Source organism: Kitasatospora sp. NPDC015120 (genome assembly GCF_043080305.1).
Lineage (GTDB): Bacteria > Actinomycetota > Actinomycetes > Streptomycetales > Streptomycetaceae > Kitasatospora.
Window position 1 is genome coordinate 65,519 of record NZ_JBIBVJ010000006.1, and the last position, 26,726, is coordinate 92,244.

Here is a 26,726-nt window from a genome sequence, read left to right on the forward strand (position 1 = left end):
GGCCGGGGCGGCGGCCCCCTCCCCGCCCCGGCCCCCTGCGCACGGCGGTGACCGCCCCATGAGCAACCTCGACGCCAAGCCCGCCCCGACCACCTGCGGCGGCGAGCGCAGCACCGGCCCGGTCCGCGACCTGCTGGCCGCCCGCCGGGTGCCCCTCGGCGAGAGCACCGTCGTGCGCCGCCTCCTGCCCAGCCTGGGGCGGCGGATGGTGGGGGCGTGGTGCTTCGTGGACCACTACGGTCCGGACGACATCGCGGACGAGCCGGGCATGCAGGTGCCCCCGCATCCGCACATGGGCCTGCAGACGGTCAGCTGGCTGCACGAGGGCGAGGTCCTGCACCGTGACAGCCTCGGCAGCCTGCAGACCGTGCGCCCGCGCGAGCTGGGCCTGATGACCTCCGGCCGGGCGATCTCCCACTCCGAGGAGTCCCCCCGCCCCCACGCCCGCTACCTGCACGGCGCCCAGCTCTGGGTCGCCCTCCCCGACGCCCACCGCCACCGTGCCCCCGCCTTCGAGCACCACCCCGACCTGCCCACCGTCACCGCCCCCGGCCTCACCGCCACCGTCATCCTCGGCACCCTCGACGGCACCACCTCCCCCGGCACCACCCACACCCCCCTCGTCGGCGCCGACCTCACCCTCACCGCCGGCACCACCCTCGACCTCCCCCTCGACCCCGACTTCGAACACGCCGTCCTCACCATGTCCGGCGCCCTCACCGTCGACTCCGTCCCCCTCACCCCCGGCTCCATGCTCTACCTCGGCACCGACCGCCCCCACCTCCCCCTCTACGCCCCCACCGACGCCACCTTCCTCCTCCTCGGCGGCGAACCCTTCCCCGAGAAGCTCGTCATGTGGTGGAACTTCATCGGCCGGTCCGGTGAGGAGATCCTCCAGGCCCGCACCGACTGGGAAACCGGCACCCGCTTCGGCGAGGTCCACGGCTACGACGGCGCCCGCCTCCACGCCCCGGCCCTCCCCGACATCCCCCTGAAGGCGCGTGGGCGGGAGCGCTGAGGCGGCGGGGTGTGCGGACGGCTGATGGATCGGGACGGCCTCCCCACCTGGAGCCTGATGCTCCCGTCGTGGTGAGTTCGCTGTGCTCGTCCGGCTGCGTACTGCTGTGTTCCTCTCACTCCCCAACGAAGTAGTCGAGTTCAGGTTGCCTCTCCCCAGAAGAGGCGCACCCTTGATGTCGCACTTCGCTTCGTCACCCGATCGCCCGCTCGCAAGTCGTCTGACTGAGTCTGCTTCCTCGGGAGAAGCGGCTGCTACCGCGCTCTTCGACCAGGAGCTGTGCGGGCTCGTGCTCGACACCGCGCCCAGGATGTTCGCCATGCTCCAGGTGTGTGGCAACGGTGGTGAGGACTCTGACGGGTGGGTCGTGGCCTGGGGGTTCGTCGACAAGCCGTACCACCGCACCCCAGCATGGGCGGTCGTAGGGCCGAAACGCTCCGAGCGGCCTCGCATCTGGCGGGGCGTCACGCCACCCGACGTCCTGGTGGACGCGCTCCACGCCAGGGCCGTCGCCGAGCTCGAACGCGCCGACGAACAGACCCCCTGGAGATGGGACGAGCCCGCGGCCGGCGAGATTGTGGTGCTCGCGGACGAGCTGGTGGCCCGCGGGGCGGACGTACTCATGGCCGTGGCGCAGAACAGGTGTCGAGCGGTGCAGGCCGAGCGAGGGACGAAGGCCGAGTACTTCGGGCGCGACCAGGGGGACTTCGTGCTCGTTCAGGGCGTGGGATGCTGATCAGAGTGTCCAGCGAACCGTTGTCGGGCTGGAGTGCCAGCGTCCGGGCCGACGAGGGAGGGGTCTGGCAGCGGCTCGACCTTGGCGGTCTCCTGTTCGGTGAGCCTTCCGTCGTCCCTGGTGTGGAGTCCGACCGTGTCGACCGGGCGAAGCTCGCGGGACTCGTTGCGGATCTGGCCCGCCATCCCTATGAGCCCACCGCGGATGACCGGCCCCTCGGCCGGGACGGCCTGCCCGCGCAGCGGTCGCAGGCGGCCGACCGGTCGGCGCGTTCGGTTCTGGTTGACGGCGCGGTACGAGAGTTGGCCCGGATGGGATTCGCGGACGTCGTACCGGACGCCACGGGCGGCCGTCTTGAGTCGGAGAATTTCCACATCGAGTGGTGGAGCCGTTCGAAGAGCATCGGCCTCGGAGATGTGCAGCGGATGTACGGTGCCGCCGCTGTGGAAGGGCGACGCTTGATGGTGCTCTCGGAGAGCTCGGCCACCAAGCCCGCATGTGCCTTCGCGGACCAGGCGAAGGCTTTCGTCTTTGCGATCGGTCCAGACAGTCACTGTCCCGACGCCTGCAACGAACTCGCGAGGGAGGTCGTCCTCGACAAGTCGAGCTGGGCCCCGGCGTGAGGTCCGGTGGATCGCCGGCCGAGGAGAGGAGAGGGTGAGTGTCACTTGTCAGTGGCAGGGCCTATTGTGCGTACAGGATCTTCGAGGGTGAGGGGCGGAGCGGGGCGTGGAGGACGAGTTCCGGGAGTTCGAGTTGCGGTTGCCCTATGGCGGGCCCGTCGCGCGAGGCCGGCTGCTGTCGGAGAAGGGGAGCAACGGCAGTCAGAAGTTCCTGGTGTACGAGGGGGCGCCGGCGAGGGGCACGGTCGTTCCGTCGTACTCGGAGCGCAGGGCGTCCTCCAGCCGCCTGCGGACGCAGCTGATCGACGAGGGCAAGCTGCGACCCTCCGAGCGCTGGCCCGGGAATCTTGAACTGGCCGAGGACGTGGAGTTCGGCTCCCCTTCCGCCGCTGCCGAAGTGATGATGGGCCGCTCGGCCAACGGTTGGACACGGTGGCGGACGAAGGACGACCGGCCGCTGTCGGAGTTCATGTCGGGCGTCTGGGCCGGGCCCAACCGTGCCTGGCTGGTCCGCGGTTCCAACGTCTCCGGCCTCGATCTCGTCCAGCGACTCTGGCTGCCGGAGGGCCGGGTCACCCTCGCGGCTTCCCGGTTGCGGCAGGGCGTCGGGCAGGGCACGAGCAAGGAGCAGCTGAGCGCGTTCGTCCGGGAGGACTACGAGTCCACGGCCACCTACAGCCAGAAGCAGGACCTCATCGAGGAGCTGCACGCCTTCCTCTCCCGGATCAAGCCCGGCGACACCGTGTGCACCATCTCCGGCGGCCGGCTCTACGTGGGTGAGGTGACCGGGCCGGCGGAGCAGACGGCCTCGGACGACGACCGGTCCAACCTGCGGCGTCCGGTGGAGTGGCAGAGCGAGGGGTATCCCTACGCCGATCTGCCCGAGGAGCTTCAGCAGAAGCTGTCGGTGCAGCATGACGTCGCGGATCTCACCTCCGTACAGGCCCTGGTCAAGGGCCTCGGACTGAGCGACCAGGAGTTGGAGGAGGAAGCCGAGGCGATAGAGCGTGACCCTAGTGTGGAGATCCGCATCGCCCGGCGTGAACTGGCTCTGCCCGAGACCACCCATGAGCTCGCCGAGGACCTGCTCGTCCACGACGTGGCGTGGCTCCAGGAGGTCCGCGACCTCCTCTGGGACGAGCGCCAGTTGGTGCTCTACGGCCCTCCGGGGACCGGCAAGACGTACCTCGCGCAGAAGCTCGCGGAGTTCCTCGGCGGCGGCCCCGAACAGGTCAAGCTCGTCCAGTTCCATCCCTCCTACGCCTACGAGGACTTCTTCGAGGGCTTCCGCCCCAAGGAGGACCCGGAGACCCGCGAGGTCGCCTTCCGCCTCACCGCCGGCCCGCTGCGCGAACTCGCCGACCTCGCCTCCCGCGAGGGCAACCGGCACGTGCCGCACTTCCTGATCATCGACGAAATCAACCGGGCCAACCTGGCGAAGGTCTTCGGTGAGCTGTACTTCCTCCTGGAGTACCGCAACAAGGCCGTCCGGCTCACCTACTCTGGTGACGACTTCGCCCTCCCGCCGAACCTGTTCATCATCGGCACGATGAACACGGCCGACCGCTCCATCGCCCTGGTCGACGCGGCGATGCGGCGCCGGTTCGCGTTCGTCGAGTTGTCGCCGCGGACGGAGCCGACCAGCGGCCTGCTGCGACGCTGGCTCGCGGCGCAGGAGCGCGACAGTGAGCCGGCCGACCTGCTGGACGCGCTCAACGCCCGGATCGACGACGCGGACTTCCGGATCGGCCCCTCGTACCTGATGAAGCCGGGGGTCTACCGCGATGGCGGCCTGGAACGCACCTGGCGGACCAAGATCCTTCCTCTGCTGGAGGAGCACCACTACGGCGAGGGTGCCGACATCGAGAAGCGCTACGGCCTCGCGGCACTGAAGGCCGAAGTGGCCGCGAAGCGCACCAGGTTCGCCATGCAGCCGGGCGACATCGTGTGGGACGGCCAGTCCCAGGCGGAGTCGTGACCGTCGTCCACCTGACCGAGCACGCACCGGCGGCGTCCGTTCCCCTCCCGGACGCCGCCGGCCGGGCCATCGCGGCCTCGCGCATCCTCGACACAGCCGCCCCCGATCCGTACCGGACGGGCCACTGGACACTGCGGGCCGGCAGCAAGGTCGGCGCGGTGAGCCTGGCGGTGCCGGGCGGCGATCCCGTCACCGTTCGGATCACTCCCAAGGTGCCGATCGGCCGCCTCTTCTTCCTCATCGGGTACAGCCTCGACCCGTGCGGCTGGCGGAACGGGGACGTCGAGGTCGGCGACCACGACGAACTCCTGCCGGCCCTAGCCCACGCCGTGGAGCGCCAGGTGGACCGTGCCCTGCGGCAAGGGCTCCTCCAGGGCTACCGCACGGTCGAGGACAGCGCCCTTGTGGTCCGCGGCCGGATCCGCGAAGCCGAGCAGATACGCCGCCGGTTCGGCGCCGCGCTGCCCGTGGAGATCGCGTACGACGAGTTCACCACCGACATCGCGGAGAACCGCATCCTGCGCGCCGCCGTCGAACGCCTGCTCCGCCTGCCCGGCGTGTCCCAGGACGTGCGCCGCCGCCTGCTGCACCAGCGGGTACGCCTCGCGGACGTCTCCCCGCTCGTACGTGGCCAGGCGCTCCCCACCGGGCGCGCCACCCGCCTCAACGCCCGCTACCAGCACGCGCTCCACCTCGCCCGCGTGATCCTCGACGGTTCGTCGCCTGAGCACACCGCCGGTGAACTGCGCGTCGAAGGCTTCTTGTTCCCCATGAACAAGCTCTTCGAGGACTTCGTGACGGTCGCCCTGCGCGAGGCGTTCCGGGGCACGGACCGCATCTGTCGGCTCCAGGACCCGCACCACCTCGACGAGGCCGGTGAGATCCGGATGAAGCCCGACTTCGTCCTCTACGGCTCGGAGGGGGTACCGCAGGCCGTTGCCGACGCCAAATACAAGGCGGAGAAGGCCGGCGGGTACCCCGACGGTGATCTCTACCAGATGCTGGCCTACTGCACCGCTCTGGGCCTGCGGGAGGGACACCTCGTCTACGCCAAGGGCCACGCCCCGCACGCTGCCCACCGAGTGCGGCACGCGGGCATCGTCATCCACCAGCACGCGCTGGACCTCGACCGGGGGCCGGCCGATCTGCTCCGTGAAATCCGTTCCCTGGCTCGGCAGATGGCCCCGGGCGTGACGGTATGATCACGATCGGGACAGCCGCCAGGGGGCAGGGAGTCCGCCGGTGCCGCAGCTCGCATTCGCGAACAACTTCGGGGAGAGCCTGCTCTCCGGTCGGCCGCCCCGGTGCTCGGCTTCGATGTCGCGGCGACGATCACCGCAATCCATCGCGCGGTGCCGGGAGTGTGATGGCGGTCGGCCATCGGCCGCACCGGTGAGGAGATCCTCCAGGCCCGCACCGACTGGGAAACCGGCACCCGCTTCGGCGAGGTCCACGGCTACGACGGCGCCCGCCTCCACGCCCCGGCCCTCCCCGACATCCCCCTGAAGGCGCGTGGGCGGGAGCGCTGACCCGGGAGAGGGCCGTGAGTTCCGCTCCTCGTGCCCGCCGCCTCGGAGGGCAGGGCCGCCCCCGCAGGACGTCCCGCCGGCCGGCGGGACGTCCGTGCGCCGTCGGGTGTGGGGGCGCGCTCGGGTGACGGCGGGGGGGCGGTCTACAGGGCGGCGCGGACCAGGGCCGTGACGGCGTCCGCGTGGTCCTCCAGGAAGAAGTGGCCGCCCTCGAACAGGTGCAGGGCGATCTCCCGGGCGGACCAGTCCTGCCAGGCGGCGCCCTGGGCCCGGGAGACCCGGGGGTCGCGGGTGCCCAGCAGGACGCTCACCGGGCAGTGCACCCGGCTGCCCGGCACCGGGCGGTAGGACTCCACGGCCCGGTAGTCGGCGCGGACCAGCTCCAGGGTGTACCGCAGCAGCTCCCGGTCCTCCGTGATCAGCGGGCCGACGGCGCCGAAGGCCTGGAGTTCCGCCAGCAGTTCGGTGTCGCCGAGCTCGTGCACCAGGTCCGGGCGGCCCAGGCCGATGCCCGGGGCGGTGCGGCTGGAGACGATCAGCGCGGCCGGGGCGATGCCCAGGCGCTCCAGGCGCAGGGCGGTCTCGAACGCGATGCTGGCCCCCATGCTGTGGCCGAACAGGGCGAGCGGCTCGTCCAGGTGCGGCTCCAGGGCCCGCACCACGAGGTCGGCGAGCCTGTGGAGGTCGGTGACCGCAGGCTCGTCGAAGCGGTCCTGGCGGCCGGGGTACTGGACGGCCACCACCGGGAGGTCGGGGGCGAGCGCCTGTGACAGGAAGCGGAACGCCGACGCGGACCCGCCGGCGTGCGGCAGGGCGACCAGCCGGGTGCCGCCGCCGGCCGCGGTGTCGAAGCTCCGCAGCCAGCTGCGGGCCGGGGTCGCGGCCCCGGTCAGGACGGCTGTCATCCGGCCCTCCCGGCGGGCCGCGGCACCGTCCAGGAGTCCTGGCCGCCGAGCAGGGCCGCCAGGTCCCCTGCGCCGTGGCGCCGGACGGCTTCGTCCACCTGCTCGTTGAGCTGCCGGTCGTAGACCGGGCGCTCGACGTCGCGCAGCACGCCGACCGGGGTGGGGGCGGAGAGACGGGAGAGGGCGAAGGCGCGGGTGGGGTCGGGGTCGGCGACGTCGTGGACGACCTCCTCGGCGTCCGGGGCGAGCCGGTACGGCTGCCCGTGTTCCAGGCGGAGCAGGGCGCTGTCGCGGGTGGCCGGGTCCTTGAGGACGTCGAAGGCGCCGTCGTTGAAGATGTTGCAGTTCTGGTAGATCTCCACCAGTGCGGTGCCCTCGTGCCCGGCGGCGGCCCGCAGCACCGATTGGAGGTGCCGGCGGTCGGAGTCGATGGTGCGGGCGACGAAGCTCGCCTCCGCGCCGAGGGCGAGCGACAGCGGGCGGAAGGGCTCGTCCAGCGAGCCCATCGGGGTGGACTTGGTGATCTTCCCGGCCTCGCTGGTGGGGGAGTACTGGCCCTTGGTGAGGCCGTAGATCCGGTTGTTGAACAGCAGGATCTTCAGGTTGACGTTGCGCCGCAGGGCGTGGATCAGGTGGTTGCCGCCGATCGACAGGGCGTCGCCGTCACCGGTGATCACCCAGACGGAGAGGTCGGGGCGGGAGGCGGCCAGGCCGGTGGCGATCGCCGGGGCGCGGCCGTGGATGGAGTGCATCCCGTAGGTGTTGAGGTAGTAGGGGAAGCGGGAGGAGCAGCCGATGCCGGAGACGAAGACCATGTTCTCCCGCGCGATGCCCAGTTCCGGCAGGAAGGACTGGACGGCGGCGAGGATGGCGTAGTCCCCGCAGCCGGGGCACCAGCGCACCTCCTGGTCGGACTTGAAGTCCTTCGCGGTCAGCTGGAGTTCAGTGGGCATCGGTGACCTCCAGGCCGATCTCGGACTCGATGGCGGCGGCCAGCTGCTCGGCCTTGAACGGCATGCCGGAGACCTGGGTGAACGACCGGATGTCGACCAGGTACGCGGCACGGAGCAGCAGGGCGAGTTGGCCGAGGTTCATCTCGGGGACGAGCACCCGGTCGTAGCGGCGCAGCACGGCGCCGAGGTTGGCGGGGAAGGGGTTGAGGTGGCGCAGGTGGGCCTGGGCGATCCTGCCCCCGCCGGCGCGCACCGTGCGTACGGCGGAGGCGATCGGGCCGTAGGTGGATCCCCAGCCGAGGACCAGGACGCGGGCGTCGCCGTCCGGGTCGTCGACGTCCAGGGCGGGGACGGGGATGCCGTCGATCTTGGCCTGCCGGGTGCGGACCATGAAGTCGTGGTTGGCCGGGTCGTAGGAGATGTTGCCGGTGCCGTCCTGCTTCTCGATACCGCCGACCCGGTGTTCGAGGCCGGGCGTGCCGGGCACGGCCCAGGGGCGGGCCAGGGTGGCGGGGTCGCGTTGATAGGGCCAGAAGCTGCCGTCGGGGCGGTTCGCCTCGGTGGCGAACTCGACGCGGAGGTCGGGGAGTTCGTCGGTCTCGGGGATCCGCCAGGGTTCGGATCCGTTGGCCAGGTAGCCGTCCGAGAGGAGGAAGACCGGGGTGCGGTAGGTGAGGGCGATCCGGGCCGCCTCCACCGCCATGGTGAAGCACTCGCCCGGGGTGGCGGGGGCGACGACCGGGACCGGGGCCTCGCCGTTGCGGCCGAACATGGCCTGCAGCAGGTCGGCCTGCTCGGTCTTGGTGGGCAGGCCGGTGGACGGGCCGCCGCGCTGGATGTCGACGATCAGCAGCGGCAGTTCGACCGACACGGCGAGGCCGATGGTCTCGGACTTGAGCGCCACACCGGGCCCGGAGGTGGTGGTGACGCCGAGGGCGCCGCCGAACGCGGCCCCCAGGGCGGCGCCGATGCCGGCGATCTCGTCCTCGGCCTGAAAGGTCCGTACGCCGAAGTTCTTGTGCCTGGACAGCTCGTGCAGGATGTCCGAGGCCGGGGTGATCGGGTACGAGCCGAGGAACAGCGGCAGTCCGGAGCGGCGGGCGGCGGCGACCAGGCCCAGGGAGAGGGCCAGGTTGCCGGAGACGTTGCGGTAGCGGCCCGGCCGGAACACCGCGGCCGCCGGGGCGACCCGGTAGGAGACCGCGAAGGACTCGGTGGTCTCGCCGTAGTTCCAGCCGGCCCGGTACGCCGTGATGTTGGCCTCGGCGATGTCCGGCTTCCCGGCGAACTTCTGCCGCAGGAACGCCTCGGTGGCCTCGGTCGGCCGGTGGTACATCCAGGACAGCAGGCCGAGCGCGAACATGTTCTTCGCCCGCTCGGCGTCCTTGCGGGCCAGGCCGCTGTCCTTCAGCGCCTCCACCGTCAGGGTGGTGAGGGCCACCGGGTGGACGCGGTAGGCGGTGAGCGTCCCGTCGTCGAGCGGGTCGGCGCCGTAGCCGACCTTGGCGAGCGCGCGCTTGGTGAACTCGTCGGTGTTGGCGATGATCTCGGCGCCGCGCGGCAGGTCGGCCAGGTTGGCCTTGAGGGCGGCCGGGTTCATCGCGACCAGGACGTCGGGGGCGTCGCCGGGGGTGAGGATGTCGTGGTCGGCGAAGTGGAGTTGGAAGGAGGAGACGCCGGGCAGGGTTCCGGCGGGGGCCCGGATCTCGGCGGGGAAGTCCGGCAGCGTGGACAGGTCGTTGCCGAAGGCGGCGGTCTCCGAGGTGAAGCGGTCACCGGTGAGCTGCATGCCGTCGCCCGAGTCGCCGGCGAAGCGGATCACGACCCGGTCCAGCGACCTGACGGACTTGGCGGCCGGCTCGGACCGCACGGGACTTTCGACGATCATGGCAGTCCTTAGACGAAGACGAGCTGGGTGGCGGCGTCCCGGGAGGACAGCGGGACGTAGCAGTAGCGGGCGCTGGTGACCGAGATCAGCGGGACGCTCTCCTGCTCGGCGAGCAGCACCGAGTGGCAGGCCGCCAGCACCTCGGAGCCGACCACCCGCCGGTCGACGCAGTCGGCGTACAGGCCGCCCGCGGTGAGCGCGAAGTCCACGGTCGGCTGGCGGATCTCGATCCCGGGGCGGTCGAAGAGGTCGCGCAGGGCGTCGGTCCCGTCGTCCGGGTGGTCGAGCCGGCACTCGGTGTCCCAGCAGGTGCGCATGCTGGAGCTGACCGAGAACGCGGCCATCGGAACGGTCAGGTGCAGGTCGCCGGTGCGCACCTGCTTGCGGAGCTCGACCGCGGCCGGCGAGTGACCGGACGCGAGCTGGTACAGGGCTCCCGAATCGACTACGGCGTGCCGGGTCCCGGTCGCCGACGTTCGGTCCATCGCTACCACCTGTTCTCCAAGCGATTCGTGATCGGTGGGGACGTGCGCGCGCCCGGCCGGCTCAGCGGCTCTCGACGCGCATCGTGCTGTTGACCGCCCGGACCTGGCTCAGCCCCGCGAGCGCCTCGACGGTCGCGCCCAGGGCGGCGTCCGTGGCCCGGTGCGTGACCACGGCGAGGTAGGTGCCGGTCGGCCCGTGGTGCTGGCGGACGGTGTCCACGGAGACGCCGTGCTCCGCGAGGACCGTGGCCACCGCGGCGAGCACACCGGGGCGGTCCTCGACGTCCAGCTCGATGTGGCAGCTGGTGACCACCTCGTCCATCGGCCGGACCCGCAGCTCCCGGTAGACGGCCTCGCCCGCGCCGGCCGTCCCGGCGAGCCGGTTGCGGCAGGCGCCGACCAGGTCGCCGAGGACGGAGCTGGCGGTGGGCGCGCCGCCCGCGCCGGGCCCGTAGAACATCAGCCGGCCGGCCGCGTCCGCCTCCACGAAGACGGCGTTGTAGGCGCCGCGGACCGAGCCCAGCGGGTGCTCGCGCGGGATCATCGCCGGGTGGACCCGGACGGTGACGGACTCGCCGTCCGGGTGGCGCTCGCAGATGGCCAGCAGCTTGACCACGCTGCCCATGGCCCGGGCGCCGGCCATGTCCGCGGCGGTCACCCCGGTGATGCCCTCGACGAAGACCTGGTCCGTGGTGACCCGGGTGTTGAAGGCCAGGCCGGCCAGGATCGCGGCCTTCGCCGCGGCGTCGTGGCCCTCCACGTCGGCCGTCGGGTCGGCCTCCGCGTAGCCGAGCGCGGTGGCCTCCTTGAGCGCCACCTCGTACTCCTCGCCGGTGGAGTCCATCTTGTCGAGGATGAAGTTGGTGGTGCCGTTGACGATCCCGATCACCCGGTTCACCCGGTCACCGGCCAGCGATTCCCGCAGCGGCCGGAGCAGCGGGATCGCCCCGCCCACGGCGGCCTCGTAGAAGAGGTCCGTGCCGGCTTCCCGGGCGGCCCGGTGCAGTTCGGCGCCCTGGGCGGCGATCAGCGCCTTGTTGGCGCTGACCACCGAGGCGCCGTGCGCGATCGCGCTGCGGATCAGCTCGCCCGCGGTCTCGGTGCCGCCGATGGCCTCGACCACCACGTCCAGGTCGCCCCGGGCCACGAGGGCGGCGGCGTCGGTGCTGACCAGTTCCGCGGGTACGCCGGGGCGGAGGCGGTCGGCCCGCCGGACGGCGATGCCGACCAGTTCCGCCCGTGCCCCGATCCGGGCCGTCAGGTCGTCCTGGTGGAGCGCGAGATGACGCGCCACCTCCGTGCCCACGACGCCGCATCCGAGGAGAGCCACTTTGAGTGTGCGCATGTTTCCGACCTCGTTCTGCTGTGGAAGTTGGGTTGTCGCGGCCGTTGCCGGCCGGGGTACCGCCGGTCAGGCGAGCCGGGTGGCCAGGGCCTCGACGGTCGGCGTCCGGAAGGACTGGTTGAGGTGCAGCCGGACCCCGGTGGCCCTGCGGATCTCGCCGATCACCTGGGTGGCCAGCAGGGAGTTGCCGCCGAGGTCGAAGAAGCTGTCGGTGACCTCGATGCCCTGCTCGGGGAGGTCCAGGAAGCGGGCGAACAGGCCGACCAGAAGCAGTTCGGCCGGGCCGCTCGGTGCCCGGCCGGTGCGGACGGAGGCGGCCCCGGGGCGGGGCAGCGCGGTCCGGTCCAGCTTCTCGTTGGGCGTCAGCGGCAGCTCCGCCAGCTGGACGAAGGCGCTCGGCACCATGTAGTCGGGCAGTTCGCGGGCCAGCCGCTCGCGCAGCCGCTCCGGGTCGGGCACCGCCCCGGCGGCCGGTACCAGGTAGGCCACCAGCCGCTGGTCGCCCGGTACGTCCTCGCGGACGATCACGGCCGCCTGGCCGACCTCGGGCTCGCGGAGCACGGCCGACTCGACCTCGTCCAGCTCGACCCGGAAGCCGCGGATCTTCACCTGGTGGTCGATCCGGCCGAAGAACTCCATCATCCCGTCGGCCCGCCAGCGGGCCAGGTCACCGGTGCGGTACATCCGCTCGCCGGGGACGAACGGGTCCTCGACGAAGCGCTCGGCGGTCAGGTCGGGGCGCCCCAGGTAGCCCTCGGCCACCTGGACGCCCGCCAGGAACAGCTCGCCGAGCACGCCCGGGGGCAGCCGGCGGCGCTGGTCGTCCAGGACGTACAGACGGGTGTTCCAGACCGGACGGCCGATCAGCACCGGGCCGGGGTCCGGCTTGCGCGGGCAGAACATCGAGGAGACGTCCACCGCGGCCTCGGTCGGCCCGTAGACGTTGAGCAGCCGGGCCTCCAGGACCGAGGCGAACCAGGCCTGCAACTCGGCCGGCAGGGCCTCGCCGCCGCAGACCACGTGGCGCAGGCTGGTGCAGCCGGCCGCCTCCGGCTCCTGGAGGAAGACCTTCAGCCCGGAGGGGACGAAGTGGCAGACGGTGATGGACTGGGCGGTGATCGTCTCGACCAGGTACGCCGGGTCGCGGTGCCCGTCCGGGTCGGCGACCACGATCTCGGCCCCGGCGATCAGCGGCCAGAACACCTCGCGCACGGTGACGTCGAAGCCGGCCGGGGTCTTCTGCAGCAGCCGGTCGCCGGCCCCGAGCGGGATCTCGGACTGCATGTGGTGCAGGCGGTTGGTGATCGCCTTGTGGGCGACCACCACGCCCTTGGGGCGCCCGGTCGAGCCCGAGGTGTAGAGCACGTAGGCCGGGTTGTCCGGGGTCAGCGGGGCGAGCCGGTCGGCATCGCCCACGTCGCCCGGGTCGGCCGCCGCCAGCTCCTGCCGGGTGGCCCCGTCGTCCAGCACCACGAGCCGGGCCGCGCTGTGCACGGAGTCGGCCAGTGCGGCGACGGTGAGCACCTGGGCCGGCCGGGCGTCGTCGAGCACCTGGCTGATCCGGTCGACCGGGTAGCCGGTGTCGACGGGCAGGTAGGCGGCGCCGGTCTTGACGACGGCCAGCGCGCCGATGACGTAGTCCACCGACCGGGGCAGCACCATGGCGACGATGTCGCCGCGCCGGGCGCCGCCGCGGAGCAGGACCCGGGCGAGCCGGTTGGCCCGCTCGTTCAGTTCGGCGTAGCTCAGCCGGACGTCGTGGTGCCGGACGGCGGGGCGGTCGGGGTGGGCGGCCGCGCTCGCCTGGACCAGCTCGGGAAGGGTCTCGGTCGGGACGGGGTGCCCGGTGGCGTTCCAGCCCTCGATCAGGGCCAGGTCGGCGGCGGACAGCAGCTCGGTGCCGACCGCCGGGGCTACGGGGTCGAGGATGTCGGTCATGCGCGTTCTCCTGCAAGGGACGGGAGGATGGCGTCGGAGGTCGTCGCGGCGGGTGCGGACAGCAGACGGGCGGTGGCCTCGGCCACCCGGTCGTCCTCCAGCAGGGCCGCGGTGGTGGTGTCGAAGACCAGCTCCCGGCCGGTGTACCGGGCGCCGGGGCTGGAACCGGCCGAGGTCAGCGCGGTGGCGGTGGCCCAGCCGGACTCGGGGGCCAGCTGCCGGGCCGCCGTCAGGTAGCGGACGTAGCTGCGGAAGAGGTCGAGCAGCTCCTCGCTCTCCTCCTCGTCCAGGCCGAGCCGGTCGAAGGCCTCGCCGGCCGCCGCCTCGTAGACCGCCGTGATGCCCGCGGCCGCCGCGGCGAAGTCGGTGCCCCCGGCGGCGTGGACCGCCTCGGCCCGGGCCCGGTACGCCGCGCGCTCGGGGCCGGAGAGCACGGCCATCACGTCGAGCGCCTTCAGGAAGTCCCGCAGCACGCTGCCGTGGTCGACCGGCTCGGGGTCGAAGAGCAGCACCTGCGGGCGGAAGCCCTGCCGTGCGGCGATCCGGTCGGCCAGGTCGCCGGTGAAGACGCCGCCGACGCAGTAGCCGAGCACCGCCTCGACCGGACCGGCGGCGGCCGGCGGGAGCTGCCACACCCGCAGGTAGTCCTCGGCGGTGGGGTCCGGACCGGTCTCCGGCTGGACGGCGTGCCAGACCGCCAGGCCGGCCAGCGCCGGGTGGGCGGCCAGCCGGTCGAAGCCCGCCTCCGGCCGGCCGGCCGAGTCGTAGTCGACCGCGAGGACGGTGGCGCCGTCGCCGTCGCCGATCCGGCGCCAGGCCGGCTGCGCGGTCACAGCCGCACCTCCAGCGTCCTGAGCAGCCCGGTCTCCTCGGCGTCGGTCAGGCCGGCCTTGCGCTCCCGGTCCAGCCCGAGCCGGCGCTCGTCGGCGAGCACATCGCGCAGGGTCTCCTCGACCGGCCGGGGCCGCAGGCCCGCGGCGAGCGCCCGGCCGTTGTCGTGGGCGCAGAACCCGGCGTCCTCGTCCGGCATCCACAACGGCATCGACTTCGGGCCGCGCCAGTACTCGACCCGCTCGGCCGTGAGCACCGGGACGGGGACCGGCACGAGCTCGGTGTCCGGCGCGCCGACCGCCCCGACCACCCGGTCGAAGAAGTCGCCGAGCCGGTGCGCGGTGCCGACGCCGTTGAAGACGCCGCCGAGGCGCCGCTCGCCCGCGTCGACGATCCAGCCGGCCAGGTCGCGGACGTCCAGCCACTGGGTGATCTGGCCGGCGGCGTCGGGCACCGCCACCCGCCCGCCGCGGGAGATCCGCGCGGGCCAGTAGCCGAACCGGTCCGAGACGTCCCCGGGACCCACGATCAGCCCGGAGCGGACCACGAACGCCCTCGCGCCGAGCTGCTCCAGGACGGCCTGCTCACTGGCCGCCTTGATCGCCCCGTACAGGTACGGGTGCTGGATCCGCTCCTCCGGCGGGGCCTCCTCGGCGATCGGCTCATGCAGCGCCGCGGTCTCGTCCTGACCGGCGGTCACCGCGTCCGCGTAGACGTTGATCGAGGAGACGAAGGTCCAGTGGCCGGCGCCGGCGCCGACCGCGCGCAGCGCGTCCAGCACCCAGCGGTGCGACATGGTCGCCACGTCCACCACGGCGTCGAACCGTTCCCCGGCCAGCACCTGCACGCTGTCCGGCTCGTTGCGGTCGACCTTCACCAGTCGGGCCCCGTCGGGTACCCGGCCGGAGCTGCCGCGGGCCGCGCAGACCACCTCGTGGCCGCGGCGCAGCGCCTCGGCGGCGACGGCGTGCGAGAGGAAGACCGTCCCGCCCAGGACCAGGACCCTCATGCCGACGCTCCGGTGAACGGGCACACCCCGGCGGCGGGCACGGCGGCGGCCTCGGCGGCCGCCGCGGCCTCGTCGGCCACGGGGTCGGTGCTGCGGGGCAGCCGGCGCGTGTAGCGGATCGGCAGCGAGGCCAGGCCGCGGCTCACCGAGTTGTCGTACACCCAGTCCAGCTCCTCCTCGGGCACCGCGAGTTCGATGCCCTCCAGGCGGCGGAGCAGGGTCGGGAAGACCAGGTGTCCCTCCAGCCGGGAGAGCGGGGCGCCCGGGCAGAAGTGCGGGCCGTGGCCGAAGGTCAGGTGACGGTTGTTCCTGCGGGTGATGTCCAGCGCGTCCGGGTTCTCGAAGACCTTGGGGTCGCGGTTGGCGGCGGCGATCAGCAGGTGGACGAAGGCCTCCTTGCCGATCTCCACCCCGTCGATCTCCATGTCCTGGGCGGCGACCCGGAGGGTGCCCCGGTAGCTGGGCGCCTCGAAGCGCAGGAACTCCTCGACGGCGGACACCACCAGTTCCGGGTTGCCGCGCAGCAGTTCCAGCTGGTCGGGGTGGGTGAGCAGGGCCGACAGGCCGTTGCCGATCAGGTTGGTGGTGGTCCGCTGGCCGGCGATGATCACCAGCGACATGGTCGAGGCGATCTCGTCGGTGGTGAAGACGTCCTCGTCGGCGGCCCGCAGCAGCTGGCTGACCAGGTCCTCGCCGAGGTCGGCGCGGCGGGACTCCAGCAGGTCCAGCAGGTACTGCTCGTACCGGGCGCTGACCTCCTTGAGCCGGCGGTTCTCCTCCTCGGTGTGGTACGGCGCGCCGCCGAGGATCGGGGCCCAGCTGTAGAGCATCGCCCGGTCCTCGATCGGGACCCGCAGGTACTCGAAGATGACCATCACGGGCAGGACCCGGGCGAACTCCATCAGGTCGACCTCGCCCGACTCCGGGAAGGCGTCGATCAGGTCGTCGGCGATCTCCTGGATGCGCGGGCGCAGGGTCTCCATCCGGCGCGGCACGAAGGACTTGCTGACCAGCTTGCGCAGCCGGGAGTGGTCCGGGGCGTCCGCGATCAGCAGGTTCTTGGCCTGGACCGGGCTGGCGTCGAGCAGCTGGTCGCGGAACCACTTCGGGGCGTTGTCCAGCGACTTGGAGATCCGGTTGTCGCCGAAGGCCTTCAGTGCGAGCTCGTAGTCGGCGACGATGTACGCCTCGGCGCCGGGCGGGTGGTTGATGCCGCGGACCGGGCACTGCTCGCGCAGCTGCGCGTAGACGGCGTTGCGGTCGGCCAGCGGGTCGGTGAAGAACTCCGGGGGGAGGATGCTGCTGTCAGTCATGGTCCGACTCCTGCGGTTGGGAAGGGCGGTGGTGGAGCCTCAGGAAGTGATCTCGTCGAGCGGACGGAGCGTGCGGACCCCGCGGGTGAAGGTGGGCAGAGTGCCCAGGGCGGCGACGGCTGCGACCGCGACGAACACCCAGAACGAGCCTCCGGTGTCGAAGATCGCGCCGACCGCCAGGACCCCGATCGGCGAGGCGACCATCGAGGTGAAGACGATCGCCCCGAGCACCCGGCCCTGGATGTCGTCGGGCACCAACTTGGCCGCGTAGGTGAGGAACAGGGCGCTGATGATCGGGCCGCGGACGAACACGCAGGCGATGATCACGCCGAGCGGGGCGACGCCGGGCACCACGGCCAGCGCCATCGCCGCGATCGGGCCGATCCCGTAGCCGATCATGAAGACCAGCGGCGGGGGCGTACGCTTGATCACCTCGCCGGCCACCAGCGAGCCCAGCAGGCCGCCGGCGCCGGCCAGCGCCAGCGTGATGCCGGTGAACCCCTCGGAGGCGCCGCGGTCCTTGGCGGTGGCGATCACCGCCAGGAAGATCCCGGTGGTGTTGAACGCCATGTTGGAGAGCGTGATGCTGATCATCAGCGGCCGCAGCACCGGGTGGCGGAACAGGTACCGGAAGCCCTCCGTGGTGCCGCGGCCGGCCGAGGTGGCGGCGGGCTTCTCCGCGGCGGGCACCTTGACCAGCATCAGCAGCAGGTTGGAGACCACGAAGGCTGCCGCCGCGCCCACGAACGGCAGCGCCCGGGCCAGCCCGAACAGCCAACCGCCCACCGGCGGGCCGGCGGTGATCGCGCCGAACCACCGGATCTGGTTCTGCGCGGTCGCCTCGGTCAGCTGCGACGGCCGGACCAGCTGCTTGATCAGCGCCATCTGGGTCGGCATCGTGATGCCGAAGCAGGCGGCGGAGACCAGTGCCACCGCGAAGGTGACCGCGATCGGGACCGTGCCCACCGCGATCATCCAGCAGAACGCCCCGAGCAGCACCGCACGGACGGAGTTGCACAGCATCAGCATCCGGCGCCGGTCGAAGCGGTCCGCCAGGGTCCCGCCGACGATCGACAGCACACCGGTGGCCAGCAGCTGGGCCGAGCCCACCGCCCCGGCGTACGCCGCCGAGCCGGTGGTGGCCAGCACCAGCAGCGGGTAGGCGATGTCCGCGGCCTGCTCGGCGACCGCCGCCAGCGTCTCGGCCACCCAGAAGGCCTGCCAGCTGCGGTTGCGCAGCAGCGACCCGCGCTCGGCCGCCGGGCTCCCGCCCACCGGCTCGACCACGGCCTCGGTGATCGGCGGCGCGTCATCGATCGCCATCGTGTTCTCCCTCCATCGGCGACGGCTCGACCGCCGCGGCTGCGTCCACGAGTGCCGCGGACAGCTCTTCGGCGAGCCGGCCCGCCTGTGGCGGCCGGAGCATCGACCAGTGGTCGCCCCCGACCCCGCGGACCCGGACACCCGCGGTGTACATGGCGCCGATCCGACGCTCCAGGCGCCGCGCCCCGGCCGGCGAGGTGTCCACGGTGAAGACCACGACCGGCCAGGCCGCGGGCCGCGGCCGGTAGCGGGACAGCAGCCGGAACTTGTCCAGCAGCAGCCGGCGCAGCGCCGGGTTGCGCCGAACGGCCCGGCCGGACGCGCCGAGCCCGAGGTACGCCCCGCCGAGCAGGCGGGCGTGGCCGAGCAGGAAGTCGGGGGTCGCCCCGAAGGCCCGGCCGGGCGGGCCCGGCAGGTAGGAGTCCAGGCAGACCAGCAGGTCCACCTCGGCCCCCCGGGCCTTCAGCCGGGTGGCCGTCTCGTGCGCCACGACCGAGCCGAAGGACCAGCCGCCGAGCGTGTACGGGCCCTCGGGCTGCACCGCGAGCAGCGCCCTGACGTGGTGGGCGGCGATCTCCTCGATCGTCCCCCGCCCGCTGTCGGCGTCCACCGGCTCCAGCACCACGACCGGCCGCTCGGTGTCCAGGGCCTGCGCCAACTCCTGGTAGCTCCAGGCGGATCCGGCCGCGTCGGCGACCAGCACGACCGGCCGGCCGACGCCCTCGCGCAGGGTGACCGCACCGACCAGCGGGGGCGGCCCGGTCAGGGCCCGCTGCTCCTCGGCCAGGGCGAGCAGCCGGCCGAAGGTCGCCTCCCGCATGAACTCGGAGGCCACCACGGAGATCCCGGCCCGCTCACGGAGCAGGCCGAGCAGCGAGAGCACGGTCAGCGACTCCCCGCCGAGGGCGAAGAAGCCGTCCTGGTCGCGGACCGATGCCACGCCGAGGGTGCGGCACCAGAGCCGCTCCACCAGCGGGCGCAGCGCGTCGGGGTCGTCCGCTCCGGCGGCCGCGGTGACGGGCTCGGCCGGTTCCAGCTCGGGGTCGCTCTCGGCGAACGGGTACCCGGGCAGCGGGACCAGGGCGGGACGGGTGCCGTCGGCGCCCAGCGGCGGCTCCAGGACGTCGAGCCCGCGCTCCCAGAGGGCGCCGAGCGCCCGCAGCAGCCCGAGTTCGCCGTCCTCGGGCCGGCCGAGCACCGGCACGGCCGCCCGGCTGCCGTCCCATCCCTGGTTCCAGCGCAGGACGCTGAGCATGGTGGCGCCGGGGCCGAGCTCCAGGAAGGTGTCGCAGCCGTGGTCGAGCAGGGTCGACATGCCGGCGTCCAGCAGGACCGGCCGGCGCACCTGCGCGGCCCAGTACTCCGGGGTGGTCACCGCCGCCGGGTCGGCGAAGCCGCCGCTGACGTTGGAGACCAGCGGGACGCCCGGCAGCTGGGCGGGGACGGTGCCGACCAGGTCGGTCAGCCGCTCCGCGACCGGCATCAGGATGTCGCAATGCGCGGCCCGGTCGACGTTGAGCACCCGTAGGTCCAGCCCGGCCAGGGCGTCCCCGTCGAGCAGTTCGGTCATCGCGGCGGCCGGCCCGGACAGCACCACCCCGCCGCGGGCCAGCATGGAGAGGGCGATCGGCCCGTCCAGCGGGACCCGCGCGGTGACCTCCGCGAGCGGTGCGTTGACCGCCACCATCCGGCCCGGCTCGGTGGCGCGCAGGGCGATCGCCCGCTCGTACACCAGCCGCAGCGCGTCCTGCGGGGCCCAGACGCCGGCCACCGCGGCCGCCGCGTACTCGCCGGCGCTGTTGCCAAGCATGGCCGCGGGCTTGACGCCCCACTCCTGGAGCTGGCGGCCCAGCGCGTAGCCGAGCGTGAACAGCCCCACCTGGTGGTTGACGAACTCGTCGAACCACTCGGCGGGCGCGGCCTCGCCCGCCACCAGCGGGGAGAGGTCGAGGCCGAGGCCGGCGGCCGCGGTGTTCAGCTCGTCGAAGGCCCGGGCGAAGTCCGGGAGCCGGCGGTAGGCGGCGGTGCCCGCGGCGTGCCGCAGCACCCCGTGGCCGGGGAAGAGGAAGGCGACCTTGTCCAGGCCGTCGCCGCGGACCGGGTCCGGGGCGGCCAGCAGCGCCTCGGCGGCGCCGTCCCGGTCGGCGACCGCGACGCCCTGCCGCAGCGGGTGGCGCCGCCGCTCGGCGAGGGTGCGGGCGACGTCCGGCAGCTCCAGCTCCGGGTCGTCGCGCAGCCGTTCGGCGAGGCGGACGCGCATCCGGCGCAGCGCCGCGGGGGTGGTGGCGGAGAGGGTGAGCACCCGCGGCCCGCGGTCGGCGGCGGCCCGCTCGCGCGGCGGCGCGGCCTCCAGCACGACGTGCGCGTTGGTGCCGCCGACGCCGAAGGCGCTGACGCCGGCGATCCGCCGCTCCGGGGCCCAGGGCCGGGTGGTGGTGCCGACCCGGAAGTGCGAGGAGTCCAGGTCGAGCAGCGGGTTCGAGTCCTCGAAGTGCAGGCTGGGGACCAGCTCGCCGTGTTCGAGCATCAGCACGGTCTTGATGAAGCCGGCGACGCCGGCGGCGGTGCTGGTGTGCCCGATGTTGCTCTTGACCGAGCCGAGCCAGCAGGTCTCGGCGTCCTCGGCGGACAGCTGGAAGGCCTCGGTGAGCGCGGCCACCTCGACCGGGTCGCCGAGCCGGGTCGCGGTGCCGTGGCACTCGACGTAGCCGATCTGTCCGGGGTCCACCCCGGCCACCTTGTGGGCGTGCCGGATCACCTCCGCCTGGCCGGGGATCGACGGCGCGGTGAAGCCGAGCTTCTCGGCGCCGTCGTTGTTGATCGCCGAGCCGCGGACCACGGCCGCGATCCGGTCGCCGTCGCGCAGCGCGTCGTCGAGCCGCTTGAGCACCACCACGCCGACGCCCTCGCTGGGGACGGTGCCGCCGGCGCGCGCGTCGAAGGGACGGCAGTGGCCGTCGGGCGAGAGCACCCCGCCCGGTTCGTGCTGGAATCCCCACTCGCCCTTCGGCGAGACGGCGACGCCGCCGGCCAGGGCCACCTCGCACTCGCCGCCGAGCAGGCTCTGCACCGCCATGTGAATGGCCGTCAGTGAGGTGGAGCAGGCCGTCTGGACGGTGACGGCCGGGCCGCGCAGGCCCAGTTTGTAGGCCACCCGGGTGGCGACGAAGTCCTTCTCCAGGCTGATCACCCGCGCCAGCGGGCTGAGGTCCGGGCTGGGGACCGCGGTCCGGTCGGAGCCGGCGTAGACGCCGATCCGGCCGGTGAAGCGGGTCGGGTCGAGCCCGGCGTCGTCGACGGCGGTCGCGGCGCACTCCAGGAAGACCCGCTGTTGCGGGTCGATCACCGCGGCCTCGGCCCGGGGGTAGCGGAAGTAGCCCCAGTCGAAGGTGCGGGAGCCGGCGAGGACGCCCTTGGACCCGACGAACCCGGGCCGCCGGACGTACTCCGGGTCCGCCCCGGCCGCGAGCAGCTCGTCCACGCCGAAGTGGGTGATCCCCTCGACGCCGGCCCGCAGGTTCGCCCAGAACTCCCGGACGTCCGACGCTCCCGGGTACCGGCAGGCCATTCCGATCACGGCGATCGCACGGTCGGCTACCACGGCCGCCACCTCCTCTCGACGGTCCGGCCGGTCACTTGCCCGCCGCCTTGTCGGCGAGCGCGCGCACTCCGGTCGGGGTGGAGTTGAGCAGGAACTCGCGGAGCTTGAGGGTGACCCCGAGCTCCTGCTTGATCAGGCGGATCAGCTGGACGGCGGCCAGCGAGGTGCCGCCGATCCGGAAGAAGTCGGTGTCCCGGTCGACCGCGGGGACGTTCCGGCCCCGGCCGCCCGCGCGCTCGATCGCGGTGGCGAACAGGGCGGCGACCCGATCGGTCGGATCGGCCCCGGCGGCGGGTCCGGCCGGCTCCGGCCGGCCCGTGCCGGCCGGGGCGGCCGCGGCGAGGATGGCCTTGCGGTCCACCTTGCCGTTGGCGGTGACCGGCATCCGCTCCAGCAGCGCCCACAGCACCGGGACCATGTAGCCGGGCAGCCGCCCGGTGAGCAGGTTGCGCAGCTCGGCGGCGTCCAGCGGGGAACCCGGTACCGGGACGACCGCTCCGACGATCCGCTTGCCGGCGCTGTCGTCGTCGGTCACCACCACCACGGCGTCCTGGACGTCCGGGTGGGTGGCGAGCACGTCGCTGATCGCGCTGAGCTCGATCCGGTAGCCGCGGATCTTGACCTGGTGGTCGGAGCGGCCGAGGAAGGAGATCCGGCCCCGGGTGTCGAGGCGGACGACGTCGCCGGTGCGGTAGAGGCGCTCGTCGACCTCGGGGGAGAACCGGCCGAAGCGGCGGGCGGTCTCCGCCTCGTTCTGCACGTAGCCGTCGGCGAGGCCGTCGCCCGCGGCGTACAGCTCGCCCACCGCGCCCGGAGGGACGCGGCGGCCGCGCTCGTCGAGCACGTACACCCGGGTGCCCGGGACCGGGCGGCCGATCGGCAGCGGGCCGTCGATGTCCTCGGGGCGGCGCACCGAGTGGGTGGTGGTGAAGGTGGTGTTCTCGGTCGGCCCGTAGCCGTTGGTGATCACCAGGCCGGGGTGGCGGGCCAGCATCCGGGCCACGTGGTCGTGCGGGACCACGTCGCCGCCGGTGAGCAGCTGGCGCAGCCCGCCGAGGCCGTCCGGCGCGAACTCGGCGACCAGCCGGAAGAGTCCGGCGGTCAGCCAGGCGACGGTGATCCCGCGCTCGACGAGGAAGGCGCCCAGCTCGGACGGGGAGGGCAGTCCGGCCGGGTGGACCTCCAGGGTGGCGCCGGTGAGCAGCGCGCCCCACAGCTCCAGGGTGGAGGCGTCGAAGGCCAGCGGCGACAGCCGCAGCATCCGCTCGCCGGGGCCGAGCCGGACGTAGTCGACGTCCAGGACCAGCCGCAGGACGCCGCGGTGCGGGACGCCGACGCCCTTGGGCTCGCCGGTGGAGCCGGAGGTGAAGGCGATGTAGGCCTGCCGCGCGGGGTCCGCGGCGGGGTGGTCCGGGTCCTCGGCCGGCGCGGGACGCCAGGCCGGGTCCCACGTGTCGACGGTCGGGATGCCGGCCAGCGCCTCGTGCGTGCGGGCGTGCGCCGGGACCAGCGCGGCGGCCGGGGCGGCCTTGGCGGTGATCTGCCGGGTGTGCGCCGCGGGCAGGGCGAGGTCCACACCGACGTAGGCGGCGCCGGCCGACACCGTGCCGAGCACGGCGACCGCCTCGGCGACCGAGCGCTCCAGACCGACCAGGACGGTGTCGCCCGGGACCACGCCGGCCGCGCGGAGCAGCCGGGCCTGCTCGGCGACGGCCGCCGCGAGCTGGGTGTAGGTCAGTGCGGTGTCGCCCTCGCGGACCGCGACGGCGTCCGGGTGGCGCCGGGCGGCGGCCCGGAACGCCTCGTCCAGGGAGGTGGCGGGGACCAGCTGGGCGGAGTCGTTCAGCCGGTCGAGCAGGGTGCGGCGCTCGGGGGCCAGGCAGCGCACGTGCTCCAGCGCGGACTCGGCGGTGGCCAGTTCGGCGACGGCGGCGCGGAAGTCGGCGACGAACGCCGCTGCCTCGCCTCGGCGCCAGACCGCCGTGGCGTACTCGACGTGGCCCGCGTAGGCCGGGTCGGAGCGGCCCACCAGGAGGGTGAGGTCGAACTGCGAGCCGCCGCCGTGCCCCTCCTCCACCCGGACCGCCAGGGCCTCGGTGCGCAGCCGCTCGGGGACCAGCTGGTCGTGCATGCCGAAGCAGACCTGGACCAGCGGGTGGCAGCCGGGGGTGCGCTCGGCGCCGAGGCGGGAGACCAGTTCGTCGAAGGGCAGTTGGCCGGCGTCCATGGCGAGGGCCACCGAGTCGTGCACGCCGCGCAGGTAGGCGGCGGTGTCCGCGTCGTCGTCGACGTCGATCAGGACCGGGACGAGGTTGCCGGCCACGCCGACCAGCCGGGCCAGCTCGCCGGTCTCACGGCCGAGCAGCGGTACGCCGACCAGCAGCCGGCGGGTGCCGGTCCAGCGGCTCAGGGTCAGGCCGAACGCGCCCAGCAGGAAGGAGAACGGGGTCACGCCCAGCTGCCGGGCCCGCCCGGTCACAGCGGCGCTCACCCCGGCTCCGAGGTCCAGCGGCAGCCGGTCGCCGGCGGCGTCCTGGACCGCCGGGCGCTGCCGGTCGGCGGGGAGTTCCAGCACGGTCGGTACGCCGGCCAGGTGCCCGTTCCAGAACTCGGCCTGCCGCTGCCACTCGCCGGCCGAGCGGAGCTCCTCCTGGCGGCGGATCAGTGCGTCCAGCGGGACGGCCGGCTGCTGGTCCGCCGCCGGCCCTCCTTCCAACTCGCGGTAGTGGGCGAAGAGTTCTTCGAGCAGAAGGCCGACGGCGGTGCCGTCGAGCAGCATGTGGTGGGCGATCAGGGTGAGCGCCCCGCCGCCGGACGGGTTGCCGAAGAACAGCAGCCGCAGCGCCGGGGCGGCGGCCAGGTCGAAGGGCTCCGCCCCGTGCCGGGCCGAGATCCGCCGGACGTGGTCCTCGAACTCGGCGTCGAGGACGTCGTGCTCGACGGCGACCAGCTTCGGCGTCACATCGTCCAGGACGTGCCGGACGGCGTCGCCCTCGGTCTCCCGGAAGACCGTGCGCAGCCCCTCGTGGCGGCGGGCGGTGCGGTCCACCGCCTCCTGGAGCAGGCCCTGGTCGAGCTTGCCCTCCTCGACGAAGCAGGTGAACACCAGGTTGTACGGGGATCCGCCGGTGATGCTCTCGATCAGCCACATCCCGCGCTGGGTGTAGGACATCGCATCGGTGGCCGCGGCCGGGCCGCCGGCCGGCGCCGCGGCGGGGGCCGCGGGGGACTCCACGGCGTCGGCCAGCACCTCGGCCAGCGGGCGGCCGCCGAGCAGGTCCCGCATCGCCAGCCGCAGCCCGAGCTCCTCCTGGGCCGTGGCCGCGAGCCGCATCGCCCGCAGTGAATCCCCGCCGAGCTCGACGAAGCTCAGCGTCCCGAGGTCCGCACCGGCCGGCTGGAGGCCGAGCGCGGAGCGCGCCATGTCATGAAGCGTCATCAGTTGCTCTCCAAGAAGGAAGGGGTGGGTGGACGCGGCTCGCGTGTCGCCCGGGGCGGGTCCGGCGGTGGGGCGCCGGACCCGCCGCAGGAGGGGTCAGCGCGCGGCGGCGGCCGCCCGGGCCGCGCCCAGCAGGCGGTCGCGGCTGCCGGCGGTGCCGGAGCCGGCCGGCGAACCGGCGGTGACCAGCAGCTCGGCGTGGCCGCGTACGGTGCCGGCCCGGAACAGGTCCATGGTCTTCAGGGCACGGCCGGTGGTCTGGACGAGGCGCTCCACGAGCATCACCAGCAGCAGCGAGTCGCCGCCGGCCTCGAAGAAGCTCACGTCGTCGCCCACCGAGTCGAGCTTCAGTACCTCCCGCCAGAGCGAGCGTACGAGCTCCAGCCGGGCGGCCGGGTCGTCCAGGTCCACGGTGGGGGCTGTGGCTGCGGTCACGGGTTCCTCCGGAGAGTGGGCGATGAGTGCGGCGTTGTGCCGCATCGCGTCGAGTAGTCGGCTGATGTCAGCGGCGTCGAACAGTGCCCGGGTGAAGTCCACGGACAGCTGGAGACGCCGGCCCCGCGGGGTGTCGTCCACCCGGACGAACAGGGCGAGGTCGTACTTCATGGGGAGGCGGTCGAGCGGCAGCAGCCGGCCCACCACCCCGTCGCCGAGGTCGAGGTCGCGCGGCGACTCGTTGAGGTTGACCAGCACCGCCGACAGCGGCGGCCAGATCACGGTCCGTTCCGGCTTGAGGCCCGCGGTCACGGCGTCCAGCGGGACGTCGGCGTCGATGAACGCCTCCATCGCGCCGATCCGGGCGCCGACGAGCAGCTCGCCCCAGGTGGTGCGGTCCCCGTCGAGGGTGACCCGGAGCATGGTGGTGTTCATGAACATCCCGATGACGTCCGCGATCGCCGGGTCGTCCCGCCCGGGCCAGCCGAAGGCGATCACGAAGTCGCGCTGCGGGCCGATCCCGGCCAGCGTGCCGGTGAGCAGGGCGACCCCGAGCGCGAACGGGGTGCAGCCCGCCGCGGCGGCGGTGTCGAGCAGCGCGCCGGTCAGCTCCTCGTCCAGGTCGATCGCCAGCGTCCCGCCGTCGAGGTCGGGGTCGGCTCCGGCCGGCACCGGGCGGCGGAACGGGACGTCGACCTCCAGCGGTGCGCCGGCCAGGCGCTCCAGCACGTCCGGCAGCCGCTCGGCCAGCTCCTCGGCGTCGGGCCCCACGGTGACCTCGCCCGGGTGCGGCGGCACCGGCAGCGCCGGGTCGACTCCCCGGGCGAGGGCCCGGTAGACGTGCTCGATCTCCCGCAGGATCAGCGAGTGGGACCAGCCGTCGCAGACGATGTGGTGCACCGTCAGCACCAGCCGGACGTCCTCGGGCCCGAGCACGATCAGCTCCGCCCGGGCCGGGGCCTCGGCCGCCAGGTCGAACGGCGCGTAGCACAGCACGTCGATGAGCTCCGGCAGTTCGGCCGCGGTCCAGCCCTCCGAGGCGGCGTCGATCACGCCGGCGCGGGCGGGCTCCAGATCGGTGCGGAACTCGACCCGCTTGTGCTCCGGGTCGAGCCGGAAGCGGGAGCGCAGCGCCGGGTGCCGGTCGAGGACCCGCTGCACGGCCGCGGTCAGCCGGGGGACGTCGACCGGGCCGGTGAAGCGGACGACGGTGGGGATCAGGGTGGTGCGGCGCAGCTGCTCCACCCGGTCGAGCACCCACAGCCCCTTCTGCGCGGGGTTGGCGGGGTACCAGCGGTCGTCGGCGGTCCGGCCGTCGGCGGTCCGGCCGTCGGCCCCCGTCCGGGCCTCGGGCTCGGTCGCGGTTGTCGTCATCCC

General features: G+C 73.5%; 18 protein-coding genes and 1 pseudogene. 6 read left to right on the top strand and 13 right to left on the bottom strand.

Annotated elements, in window-relative coordinates; translation table 11 throughout:
• The first annotated feature begins 58 nt into the window (after positions 1–58).
• From ACF1AK_RS16885 to ACF1AK_RS16910, 6 genes and pseudogenes are all read left to right on the top strand, one after another.
• A complete protein-coding gene (locus ACF1AK_RS16885) occupies positions 59–1,018 on the top strand; it encodes a pirin family protein (protein ID WP_391499524.1) in 960 nt (319 codons plus the stop codon).
• Between the two features lie 289 nt (positions 1,019–1,307).
• A complete protein-coding gene (locus tag ACF1AK_RS16890; protein WP_391499525.1) occupies positions 1,308–1,754 on the top strand; it encodes a hypothetical protein in 447 nt (148 codons plus the stop codon).
• A gap of 5 nt (positions 1,755–1,759) precedes the next feature.
• Positions 1,760–2,377 carry a hypothetical protein gene (locus ACF1AK_RS16895; protein WP_391499526.1) on the top strand — a complete coding sequence of 206 codons (618 nt, stop codon included), beginning with the start codon at positions 1,760–1,762 and terminating at the stop codon, positions 2,375–2,377.
• Between the two features lie 106 nt (positions 2,378–2,483).
• Entirely contained in the window at positions 2,484–4,355 is a 1,872-nt protein-coding gene (locus ACF1AK_RS16900; RefSeq protein WP_391499527.1) for a DUF4357 domain-containing protein, read from the top strand.
• Positions 4,352–5,557: an McrC family protein gene (locus ACF1AK_RS16905; protein WP_391499528.1), complete on the top strand. Its 1,206-nt coding sequence runs from the start codon at positions 4,352–4,354 to the stop codon at positions 5,555–5,557. Before ACF1AK_RS16900 ends, ACF1AK_RS16905 begins: the two co-directional genes overlap by 4 nt.
• A gap of 165 nt (positions 5,558–5,722) precedes the next feature.
• Positions 5,723–5,884, top strand: a pseudogene (locus ACF1AK_RS16910) (pirin family protein); the annotation flags it as partial.
• A gap of 143 nt (positions 5,885–6,027) precedes the next feature.
• Here ACF1AK_RS16910 and ACF1AK_RS16915 read toward each other — a convergent pair.
• The 13 genes from ACF1AK_RS16915 to ACF1AK_RS16975 form a co-directional block, all read right to left on the bottom strand.
• Positions 6,028–6,789 carry a thioesterase II family protein gene (locus ACF1AK_RS16915; RefSeq protein ID WP_391499529.1) on the bottom strand — a complete coding sequence of 254 codons (762 nt, stop codon included), beginning with the start codon at positions 6,787–6,789 and terminating at the stop codon, positions 6,028–6,030.
• Positions 6,786–7,742 carry a 2-oxoacid:ferredoxin oxidoreductase subunit beta gene (locus tag ACF1AK_RS16920; protein ID WP_391499530.1) on the bottom strand — a complete coding sequence of 319 codons (957 nt, stop codon included), beginning with the start codon at positions 7,740–7,742 and terminating at the stop codon, positions 6,786–6,788. The genes ACF1AK_RS16915 and ACF1AK_RS16920 overlap by 4 nt, the downstream gene beginning before the upstream one ends.
• Complete coding sequence (locus tag ACF1AK_RS16925; RefSeq protein WP_391499531.1) at positions 7,732–9,630, bottom strand: 2-oxoacid:acceptor oxidoreductase subunit alpha; 1,899 nt, start codon at positions 9,628–9,630, stop codon at positions 7,732–7,734. Before ACF1AK_RS16925 ends, ACF1AK_RS16920 begins: the two co-directional genes overlap by 11 nt.
• A gap of 8 nt (positions 9,631–9,638) precedes the next feature.
• A complete protein-coding gene (locus ACF1AK_RS16930; protein WP_391499532.1) occupies positions 9,639–10,115 on the bottom strand; it encodes a hypothetical protein in 477 nt (158 codons plus the stop codon).
• Positions 10,116–10,176: 61 nt separating this feature from the next.
• The gene (locus ACF1AK_RS16935; protein ID WP_391499533.1) at positions 10,177–11,460 is read right to left on the bottom strand and encodes a homoserine dehydrogenase; all 1,284 of its coding nucleotides are present in this window, start codon (positions 11,458–11,460) and stop codon (positions 10,177–10,179) included.
• A 66-nt stretch (positions 11,461–11,526) separates the two neighbouring features.
• Entirely contained in the window at positions 11,527–13,398 is a 1,872-nt protein-coding gene (locus tag ACF1AK_RS16940; RefSeq protein ID WP_391499534.1) for an amino acid adenylation domain-containing protein, read from the bottom strand.
• Complete coding sequence (locus tag ACF1AK_RS16945) at positions 13,395–14,231, bottom strand: hypothetical protein (RefSeq protein WP_391499535.1); 837 nt, start codon at positions 14,229–14,231, stop codon at positions 13,395–13,397. Before ACF1AK_RS16945 ends, ACF1AK_RS16940 begins: the two co-directional genes overlap by 4 nt.
• A complete protein-coding gene (locus ACF1AK_RS16950; protein ID WP_391499536.1) occupies positions 14,228–15,238 on the bottom strand; it encodes an NAD-dependent epimerase/dehydratase family protein in 1,011 nt (336 codons plus the stop codon). Before ACF1AK_RS16950 ends, ACF1AK_RS16945 begins: the two co-directional genes overlap by 4 nt.
• Positions 15,235–16,551, bottom strand: a complete 1,317-nt coding sequence (locus tag ACF1AK_RS16955) for a cytochrome P450 (protein ID WP_391499537.1) — start codon at positions 16,549–16,551, stop codon at positions 15,235–15,237. Before ACF1AK_RS16955 ends, ACF1AK_RS16950 begins: the two co-directional genes overlap by 4 nt.
• 39 nt (positions 16,552–16,590) lie before the next feature.
• Complete coding sequence (locus tag ACF1AK_RS16960; RefSeq protein ID WP_391499538.1) at positions 16,591–17,874, bottom strand: MFS transporter; 1,284 nt, start codon at positions 17,872–17,874, stop codon at positions 16,591–16,593.
• Positions 17,861–21,475, bottom strand: a complete 3,615-nt coding sequence (locus ACF1AK_RS16965; RefSeq protein ID WP_391499539.1) for a type I polyketide synthase — start codon at positions 21,473–21,475, stop codon at positions 17,861–17,863. Before ACF1AK_RS16965 ends, ACF1AK_RS16960 begins: the two co-directional genes overlap by 14 nt.
• Before the next feature lie 31 nt (positions 21,476–21,506).
• Positions 21,507–24,914, bottom strand: coding sequence for an amino acid adenylation domain-containing protein (locus ACF1AK_RS16970; protein ID WP_391499540.1), 3,408 nt, complete (start codon positions 24,912–24,914; stop codon positions 21,507–21,509).
• A gap of 96 nt (positions 24,915–25,010) precedes the next feature.
• Entirely contained in the window at positions 25,011–26,723 is a 1,713-nt protein-coding gene (locus tag ACF1AK_RS16975) for a condensation domain-containing protein (RefSeq protein WP_391499541.1), read from the bottom strand.
• Between the last annotated feature and the right edge of the window lie 3 nt (positions 26,724–26,726).